General features: G+C 56.8%; 8 protein-coding genes and 2 pseudogenes. 8 read left to right on the top strand and 2 right to left on the bottom strand.

Translation table 11 applies throughout. From position 1 onward, the window contains the following. Positions 1–166 (bottom strand): annotated as a pseudogene (locus tag FHT28_RS33825) (IS110 family transposase); the annotation flags it as partial. Positions 167–286: 120 nt separating this feature from the next. Between FHT28_RS33825 and FHT28_RS33820 the strand changes: the two are divergent. Beyond that, a pseudogene (locus FHT28_RS33820) lies at positions 287–649 on the top strand (IS6 family transposase); the annotation flags it as partial. A gap of 21 nt (positions 650–670) precedes the next feature. Here the strand turns inward: FHT28_RS33820 and FHT28_RS33815 are convergent. After that, positions 671–2,029 (bottom strand): ISKra4 family transposase, encoded by a 1,359-nt coding sequence (locus tag FHT28_RS33815; protein WP_168598660.1) that lies wholly within the window; start codon positions 2,027–2,029, stop codon positions 671–673. Positions 2,030–2,405: 376 nt separating this feature from the next. On the opposite strand from FHT28_RS33815, the gene FHT28_RS33810 reads away from it, so the two are divergent. From FHT28_RS33810 to FHT28_RS33780, 7 genes are all read left to right on the top strand, one after another. Then, positions 2,406–3,245 carry a cyclase family protein gene (locus FHT28_RS33810; RefSeq protein ID WP_168598655.1) on the top strand — a complete coding sequence of 280 codons (840 nt, stop codon included), beginning with the start codon at positions 2,406–2,408 and terminating at the stop codon, positions 3,243–3,245. A 117-nt stretch (positions 3,246–3,362) separates the two neighbouring features. Next, the gene (locus FHT28_RS33805) at positions 3,363–3,713 is read left to right on the top strand and encodes a cupin domain-containing protein (protein WP_168598654.1); all 351 of its coding nucleotides are present in this window, start codon (positions 3,363–3,365) and stop codon (positions 3,711–3,713) included. Next, on the top strand, positions 3,710–4,516 hold the full coding sequence (locus FHT28_RS33800) for an SDR family oxidoreductase (protein WP_168598653.1): 807 nt from the start codon (positions 3,710–3,712) through the stop codon (positions 4,514–4,516). Before FHT28_RS33805 ends, FHT28_RS33800 begins: the two co-directional genes overlap by 4 nt. A gap of 2 nt (positions 4,517–4,518) precedes the next feature. After that, complete coding sequence (locus FHT28_RS33795; RefSeq protein ID WP_210255963.1) at positions 4,519–5,430, top strand: 3-hydroxyacyl-CoA dehydrogenase family protein; 912 nt, start codon at positions 4,519–4,521, stop codon at positions 5,428–5,430. 40 nt (positions 5,431–5,470) lie between these two features. Continuing rightward, on the top strand, positions 5,471–6,730 hold the full coding sequence (locus FHT28_RS33790; protein ID WP_168598651.1) for an ABC transporter substrate-binding protein: 1,260 nt from the start codon (positions 5,471–5,473) through the stop codon (positions 6,728–6,730). Positions 6,731–6,740: 10 nt separating this feature from the next. Next, complete coding sequence (locus tag FHT28_RS33785; protein WP_168598650.1) at positions 6,741–7,403, top strand: hypothetical protein; 663 nt, start codon at positions 6,741–6,743, stop codon at positions 7,401–7,403. 29 nt (positions 7,404–7,432) lie between these two features. Next, positions 7,433–8,719 carry an ABC transporter substrate-binding protein gene (locus FHT28_RS33780; RefSeq protein WP_168598649.1) on the top strand — a complete coding sequence of 429 codons (1,287 nt, stop codon included), beginning with the start codon at positions 7,433–7,435 and terminating at the stop codon, positions 8,717–8,719. Positions 8,720–8,753 lie beyond the last annotated feature (34 nt).

Here is an 8,753-nt window from a genome sequence, read left to right as displayed (position 1 = left end):
AGCAGGCTTCCATGCCGATCAGGCAGGGTGGTAGTTTTGTGAAGAAAGCGATCATGTTGGCGCGGCGCAAGGCTTTGCGCAGAACGACCTGCCCCCGCGCATCGACACCGTGCAATTGGAAAACATTCTTTGCGATATCAAGCCCGATTGTCGCAATATCGTCCATGGTGGGTGGCTCCTCTCTTGGGTTTTGCAAAAAAACCATCTTGGCACATTCGATGCCGTCGGAGGGCGACAACCACATCACCTTAAGGGAAATGTGCGGAGGGGATGATATGCGACGTGCATGACCGAAGAGCAGCAGCATCACTATCGTCGCCACCGCTTCCCCGCCCAGATCATCGCCCATGCGGTCTGGCTCTATTATCGGTCTCCGCTCAGTTTTCGCGACGTCGAAGATCTGCTTGCCGAGCGTGGCATTGAGGTCTCGTTTCAGACCCTCTCGGAATGGGTTGCGAAGTTCGGTCCCAAATTTGCTAATCAACTCCGCCGCCGTTCACGCGGCCACTTTGCCGATAAGTGGCAGCTCGATGAGATGGTGGTGACCATTACGGGAAAGAAATACTGGCTGTGGCGCGCCGTCAATGCCCTGCTACAAAGCCGAAGGAACAAGGCAGCCGCCCTGCATCTGATGCGCAAGCTGCTCAAGGGAGCGGGAAAAACCTGGGGGTCACACTGCAAGATTTAGCTTTGCCTTCTTAAGTCGACCATCCGCTACAGCGGCTCGGACTTGAAGAACCCGATGAGTGCCAATCGGCGACCAACGCATCTGACGCTTCTTATTCATACGGGCATTGACGAGGCTGTTGGCGGCACTTTCGGCGGGCGAACTGGATATCGGTTGACCGGACCAGTATCGCCGACAGTAGTTGACGATCGAAGCTGCATTCTGCGCCAGGTAGGTGCCAAGATTGTTGATCAGTTCGCATAGACGCCTGAGCTTCCCGGTGGCATCACGAAGTCCGGGATGCTGATCCAATTGGGCGAGCATCTGCGTTACGGCTTCACTTGCCTCCCGGACATAACCACTCCAAAGCAGATGTCGAAGCCTTGGCACATGTACTGCGACATCTCGAAGATAGACGTTTAGATCATGGAGATGCCTGATGCCCTCCCAGGCCTGCTCAATGTGCCGCAGCCGCATCGATAGACGAAACCAGTCGAGAATATGCGTGACGGGCTGGTGTGTTGCGCTGAGGACGATGTTTTGCAAGCCGACTTGTCCGTCACTGAAGACAGTAACGTCTCGGCCAGGAAGCCATCCTTGTGCTCGTAACGCCGCGCGAAGAATATCGTGCTTGCCGGTAGCCATATGAGGCGCGCCGGCAAACTGACGCGGTGCCCGGCCTTGCGACACAACCCGTCCCATTGCGACCTCGAAATGCCGGCTTTGATAGCCGGGAACCGCGCGAATGTAGGCGCCATCGATGACAACGGAAACGGGAGACTTGCCGGCGCGACTGAGACGGTAGGGGCTCGCGACGTCCCACTTTTCGATCTGATCGGCAACCTTGGCCAGCCGGTTCCTTAGCGTCCGGTGATTATGGACTCTTGCGGTCGGCAAAAAGATATCAAGTACACGAGCTGCTTCTCGAAAGGACAAACGGGAGCCGAGTTCTGCCTGAATTCGCTCCAATTCCGGCGTTGCTCTTCCATTCAACAGGGTCGGGGCGCAATCGGTGGCCAGTCTTGCGCTCGATCCGCATTCGCAGCGTCGCCACCGTGGCACGCGCACACGACAAAGGCCGAAGAGCGAATGGATCGCACGGGATCTGTAATCGTGAACCTGGCGAGAGCAATCGCAGTGCGAGCACTTCCGATCACGCTGGACGGCCTGATCCGTCTGAAACTGCGTCAGCTCCTTCTGCAGATGCAGCTGAATTTCTTTGGATTCTTCGAGGGAAAGGCCAAAATCGTCGAGACGAGCATCATCGACACTTCGCTTAACGTTGGCAATCTCACCACGCTGTCGAACGCCGTCCACCCCCACAAGCTCGACGGAGATGATCATCTTAAATTGTGCGGTCAACAAGTACCCTTTCCAAAAAGCACTCGATTATCTGGATATCCTTACCCCCACGTTTTTCCCACTCTCATCTCGTGCATCGTGGCTGCGTCGATTCCCTTCACTGACATAACTTCTTCGCCAGCTGTGAGGAGCGCCAATCGATTGAGCCGCTGTCGCCGTGCGACCCGACTTTCTGCCTGTGGTTTCATGTCCGCTTCCTCCTCAAATAAACAATGCAGTTCAAAGAGTAGCGCCAAACTTCTGGGCGCAATCCGAATGCCGCTTGACAATAAATGATACAGATGTACCGTATAAAGGTACAGGCGCTCTGGGAGGAGTCAGCCAAAATTTGGATCTAATGCTACGCCCCGCACCGCGAGGCGAGGAGGATTTCTGTATGTCCATTACTGTCCGTGGGATCGAATTTCAGGATAACCTCGATAACCCAATGGGGATCGAGTTCTACAATCTCTCGCATCGCTTCGGGTACCAGTGCCCCAACTGGCCGTACTTCAAAGATGTTCGCATCGAGCGCATGCACTACATGGCAAAGTCCGGCGTTCTTTCGCAGACCATCACGACAACGATGCACGTAACAACGCACATTGATGCGCCAGCGCACGTTGTCCAGGGAACGCCTTTCATTGACGAAGTCCCACTTCCACACTTCTTCGGCTCCGGCATTGTCGTTTCGATCCCGAAGAAGAAGTGGGAGCCGATCACCTATGACGACCTCGAAAAGGCGTGCGGACATGCGATCCGCAAAGGTGATGTGCTCATCATCAACACCGGGTGGCACAAGGAATACGAAGACGGCGACTACTTCGCGTATTGCCCAGGCTTCGTACCGTCTGCCGCCGACTGGATGATCGAGAAGGGCGTCAAGGTTGTCGGCCATGATACCCAGGCCAATGACCACCCGCTTGCAACGGCAATTGGACCTCAGCGCAATGGGCCTCTGCTTCCGCATCTCGCTGAAGAATACAAGGAATGGTCCGGCGGACGCGATTGGAAGGACGACTTCCCGGAATGGGAGCCTGTCCACCAGAAGATTTTCAAGGCGGGCATTCTCGGCATCGAAAACGTGGGCGGTGATCTGGATGCTGTCACCGGCAAGCGCTGCACGTTCGCGTTCTTCCCAATCAACTGGGATCGCGGCGATGGCTGCATCATCCGTCTGGTGGCTATGATCGACAAGGACCAGAACTACCGCGTCGAGAAGGGTGAAAGCTTCTGAGTACGACCTGCTGCCTGAATCACAGCAGCTAACATGGAGTGACGCCGCAAGAGGAGGTGGCGTCACTGCTGATCAACGGATGATGAATCCGTAACCCCAACGTGAACGGGAGGAGACATGTTCACAAAGCGGTTTCAAGAAGCCAAATCGTACGAGGCGCCGAACCATCACGGGTGCTTCGGATTGCGGTTGCAGGGCTTCGAAGAAGGCGGCCCTAAAAATCAATGGGTCGGCTTTTCTCAATTCTTACCCGGCGGAGGCGCGGGTCCCGACTCCACGCCATTCGAGAAGGTCTACGTCGTCTTGGACGGCGAAATGACGGTCGTTGTCGATGGCAGCGAAACAGTCCTGAAGGCGCTGGACAGCTGCACCATTGCACCCGGAGAGGTGCGCGAGATCGTCAATCGATCCAATCACGTCTGTAAAATGCTGGTTGTCATCCCATACCCTGCCGGAGCGGTCCAATGATTGCGGAAGAAACACTGCGCAAGCCTTCAAGCTTGTTTGACGTCAGCGGCAAAGTGGCAATTGTCACCGGGGCTTCAGGAGCATTCGGAGCCCTCGCTGCGCGTATTCTCGCTGGGGCAGGAGCGAAACTGTCGATTGTCGCAGGCAATCAAAATGCCCTTCGTGAGACGGAAGAAGCATGCGTTCACTTGGGCGCCGAAGTCCTATCTCTCAACCGCCGACCAACGACAGAGGATGACTGCGAGGCGATTGTTGCAGACACGATTTCACGCTTTGGCAGAGTAGACATCCTAGTTGTCGCATCCGGCAAGAACGACGTCGCGAAGATCGTCGACATGGCCCCTGACCGGTTCCTCGACGTCATGGACGCCAACGTGACGCAAAGCTGGCTGATGGCCCGCGCCGTCGGCAAGCGCATGTTGGAGCAGGGGGAAGGGGGCAAGGTTGTCTTCATGTCCTCCGCACGCGGGCTCCTGGGACATCCAGCTGGGTATTCCGCCTATTGCGCATCCAAATCCGCAGTTGACGGCTTAACCCGTGCGCTCGGATGCGAATGGGGCCCGACGGGGATCACAGTCAACGCCATAGCGCCAACGGTCTTTCGGTCGCCGCTGACCGCCTGGATGTTCGACGAAACCGAGAAGGCGCAAGAGGTCCGCAAGGGGTTTCTCGCCCGTGTTCCAAAAGGGCGGCTGGGCGAGCCTGACGATCTGGCAGGCCCGTTGCTCTTCTTGGCCTCGCGAGCATCAGACTTCTACACGGGACACACTCTTTACGCCGATGGCGGGTACACGGCGGGCTGATGATGTCTGATACCAAAATGAAAATCGCGGTGATCGGAGCAGGGCTCATGGGCCACGGCATCGCCCAGGTCTTTGCAGTTGCAGGCCACAGCGTTGCAGTGTTCGATGCCCACCAACCGGCTCTCGACACTCTCCGCTCTCGGATTATGAAGAACCTTTTCGATCTCGGCTTGCCCGACGGAGCGCAGGACCTCGTCACAGGATATGCAGTGCTGGCAGACGCTGTGAGCGATGCTGACGTTGTCATTGAAGCTGCGCCAGAAAAGTTGGAGCTAAAGCGCTCAATATTCGCTGACCTGGTACGCCTTGCGCCGAAGCACGCCATTCTCGCCTCAAACACGTCGGTCATTCCGATCACCGACATCGCGCAAGGGCTGCAAACTGGTGAACGTATTCTCGGAACGCATTGGTGGAACCCACCATTTCTCGTCCCGCTTGTCGAAGTGGTGGCTACGGCAAACACCGATTCTAACATCGTGGCCGAGATGATTGATCTTTTGGCATCTGCCGGAAAGACACCGGTCCACGTCAAAAGGGATGTTCCGGGCTTTGTAGGAAACCGATTGCAGCATGCGTTGTGGCGTGAGGCGATAGCCATCGTTGCCGAGGGCATTGCTGACGCCGAGACCGTCGACACCGTTGTCAAGTCAAGCTTTGGACGGCGGTTGGCAGTACTGGGGCCATTGGAAAACGCCGATCTCGTTGGAACGGACCTGACCTTAGACATCCATAACGTAGTGCTCGAACACCTCAATCGCGATCCTGGTCCATCGCCTTATCTGCGGGAGCTGGTTGAGAAGGGGCGGCTTGGGATGAAATCTGGGGAAGGCTTCCGAGCTTGGACTGAGGAGGGCGCCGCCGCTCTGCGAGCACGTGTGGCCCAATATCTCAGGAACTTCAAACCGGTCGAATAACAAACGTAGCGATAGACCAACCTTTGGGAGGAGGCAGACTATGAGGATTACGGGGTTAAATCGAAGAACGTTCATTCAGGCTACTGCACTCGCGGTTGCCGCACCCGCACTGACAAAGGGGCGTGCATTCGCCGCCGGAAAGCCCATACGCGTAGGTTTTGTCACGCCGCAAACCGGTCCGTTGGCGTTCTTCGGTGAACCGGATCGTTTTCTTCTTGAACGCTTCAAATCCGTATTGGAGCAAGGCGCGAACGGCCGCCCAATCGAAATCCTCGTCAAGGATAGTCAATCAAACTCCAGCCGCGCTTCGGAGCTGGCGAGCCAGCTCGCGCTGAAAGACGAAGTCAGTCTGCTAATCACCGCTGGCGGCCCAGACACCGTTGTCCCGGTCGCAGACCAGGCCGAGCTGAACGGGATACCAATGATCGGCACAGCTTGCCCGTGGCAGCCTCTCGTCTTCGGCCGCAATAGCACGCCGGACAAAGGCTTCGACTGGAGCTACCTCTTCGCCTTCGGTTTGGAGGACGTCATCGCTGCCTACATGGGACTTTGGGGGACCCTCGATACCAACAAGAAGGTCGGCTTGCTTTTCCCCAACGACGCAGATGGCAATGCTTGGGGAGACCCCAAATTTGGGTTCCCTCCCGCACTGGCACAAGGAGGCTACACGGTCGTCGACACTGGGCGCTATACGCCTATGTCAGAAGACTTCACGGCCCAGATCACGAAGATGAAGTCCGAAGGGGTAGATATTGTCGCTGCGACAATGATCCCTCCAGAGTTTTTCGCATTTTGGAGCCAGGCCAAACAACAAGGCTTCCAGCCGAAAATTGCGACAATCGGCAAGGCCTTGCTGCTACCGACCACTCTGGAGGCGATCGGTCCGACTGCTGACGGGTTGTCGACGGAGGTTGCCTGGCACCCGAGCTATCCGTCTCGGTCGGCTACCACAGGAGACACGTCGTCAATAGTGACAAAGGAATGGCAGGGTGCCACCGGCAGGCAATGGACGCAGGCCATTGGCATTAAACACGCGCTGCTTGATGTCGCTGTGGACGTGCTGAAGCGAGCGAGTGACCCGGCCGACCCTGGCTCGGTAGTCGAGGCGATCAAGGCAACGAAGGCCGACACCCTACTTGGCCGTGTCGATTGGTCAGCATCTGACATCAAAAACGTCGCGAAAGTTCCGATTGTTGGCGGTCAGTGGCGTCAGGCGGACAGAAAGTTCGACATTGCCATCTGCGCCAACCCGACGGGGGCTGCGATACCCGTCGCCGATAAGCTCCGTCCGGTAGCCTGAGGAGAAGACTATGCGGTTTGAAAACGCCAACGACCTACTGAACCAAGGCTATCTGAAGATCGAGTCCGGCGTCGTTGATTATGACGACGGGTTCAAAACGGTGTGCGCTTACACCCGCATGCCGCGCTGTAAGGCGAAGATGGTGGACTGGTGGTTCGGTTGGCTCGGGGGTACCGAGCAGTACAAACTGTGGCATCCGCGCGATCACGTCTTCAGCGACTGGGAGGAACGCCAGTCAGGAAGCTACATTGGCTCCAGTCATCTGGTTCACGAGTATCTGGGCGGTGACGATGGCCCCTTGTTCAAGCTGAGGATCAACTTCCGTGATCCCACCGAATTCTTCGACCAGGCTCGTTACGCTGCCTTCGACGGAACTGCCGTTTGCGCACGCATCGGCAGCCTTGAGAAGCCCGTAAACCTCGGTCGGATGACGCACTTTGTTCGCAACACCGACTACGGCTGCGAAATGCGGTCCCGGTTCTTTCTCGGCCATGTTGAAAGCCGCGATCCGGATCGCCCGTTCTCTGAGGAGCAGAAGGCGGCGATACGGCACGAGTTGGTGACCGACGATCTGGCGCGAGGCCTGCACCAGCATGCCACGGAGGAGATGGGATATCTCGCCGAGCTGCTGCCAATTCTCTACCGGCAGGTCACACAAGACGTGACCATCTAACTTCAATCGAACCTTTCTGGGAGGATACAATGGGTTCGAATGACACAATCGGTACGAAAAGAATAACACGCAGAACAATCCTAAAGTCTGGTTTGGGGCTGATTGCGGCGCCTGCCATCTTGCGCTTCACGCGGGCCTACGCAGACACGCCAACAATCAAGGTCGGTCACGTCAGCCCCGTCACCGGGCCATTGGCAGGCTTCGCTGAGGCGAATGACTATATTCTTGAAGGCATCAAGAAATCCCTTTCCAGCATCAACAACAACGGAAAGTCCTGGGCAATCGAGGTTATCTCAAAGGATAGCCAATCAAACCCCAACCGCGCTGCCGAGGTTGCAGCTGACCTGATCCTGAAGGACGAGGTCGACATCATCGTCGCCGCTTCAACGCCGGACACGGTCAACCCTGTCTCCGACCAAGCGGAAGCGAATGGCACGCCATGCATCACCACCGACTGCCCATGGCAGCCTTACTTCTTCGGTCGAAATGGTGTGCCGGACAAAGGCTTCGAGTCCACCTACCACTTCTTCTGGGGCTTGGAAGACGTAATCGGCGCTTTCCTTTCACTTTGGGATAATCCCAACGTTGCGAAGAAAGTAGGCGGCCTTTTCCCGAACGATGCGGATGGTAACGCATGGGGTGACCCGGACCGTGGCTTCCCCAAGCCACTGAAGGAAGCCGGATATGCATTGACCGATCCGGGCCGATACCAGCCGATGTCGGACGACTTCTCAGCTCAGATCTCCGCGTTCAAGGCTGCGGGTGTTGAGATCGTCACTGGGAACATGATCCCGCCCGACTTCGCCACGTTCTGGAGCCAGGCCGGTCAGCAAGGTCTCAAGCCCAAGATTGTGACCATCGGCAAGGCGTTACTGTTCCCCTCTGTGATTGCCTCTCTCGGAGAACGCGGGATCGGACTTTCGTCGGAAATCTGGTGGTCGCCCAATCATCCGTTCTCTTCCAGTCTCACGGGTGAAAGCTCGAAGGACCTTGCCGAGGGGTTCGTAAAAGCCACCAACCGCCCATGGACGCAGCCCATCGGCTTCAAGCACGCTCTCTTCGAAGTGGTCGCTGATGTTGTGAAGCGAAGCGCCGACCTGGAAGACCCGGCTGCCATTATCGATGCAATCAAGACGACCAACCTGAAGACCATTGTTGGGCCAGTGGATTGGTCCAAGGGGCCAGTGAAAAACGTGACGAAAACGCCTCTCGTTGCTGGTCAGTGGCAGAACGTAAACGGCAAGGCGGAACTGGTGATCACGACCAACAAGACTGCACCTGAAATCCCGGTCGGCGGCGTACTCAAGCTCCTCTGAGTTTGATTTCCAGGGCTGCTCATCACACGGGCAG

The sequence above is a fragment of the Rhizobium sp. SG570 genome, assembly GCF_012275345.1.
Lineage (GTDB): Bacteria > Pseudomonadota > Alphaproteobacteria > Rhizobiales > Rhizobiaceae > Rhizobium > Rhizobium lusitanum.
This window is presented reverse-complemented; position numbering and strand designations above follow the sequence as displayed.

Excerpts from the sequence above, each read along its gene's own strand:
- FHT28_RS33795 (WP_210255963.1), top strand. The coding sequence starts at position 4,519 with ATGTCTGATACCAAAATGAAAATCGCGGTGATCGGAGCAGGGCTCATG.
- FHT28_RS33805 (WP_168598654.1), top strand. The coding sequence starts at position 3,363 with ATGTTCACAAAGCGGTTTCAAGAAGCCAAATCGTACGAGGCGCCGAAC.
- FHT28_RS33810 (WP_168598655.1), top strand. The coding sequence starts at position 2,406 with ATGTCCATTACTGTCCGTGGGATCGAATTTCAGGATAACCTCGATAAC.
- FHT28_RS33800 (WP_168598653.1), top strand. The coding sequence starts at position 3,710 with ATGATTGCGGAAGAAACACTGCGCAAGCCTTCAAGCTTGTTTGACGTC.
- FHT28_RS33780 (WP_168598649.1), top strand. The coding sequence starts at position 7,433 with ATGGGTTCGAATGACACAATCGGTACGAAAAGAATAACACGCAGAACA.
- FHT28_RS33790 (WP_168598651.1), top strand. The coding sequence starts at position 5,471 with ATGAGGATTACGGGGTTAAATCGAAGAACGTTCATTCAGGCTACTGCA.
- FHT28_RS33785 (WP_168598650.1), top strand. The coding sequence starts at position 6,741 with ATGCGGTTTGAAAACGCCAACGACCTACTGAACCAAGGCTATCTGAAG.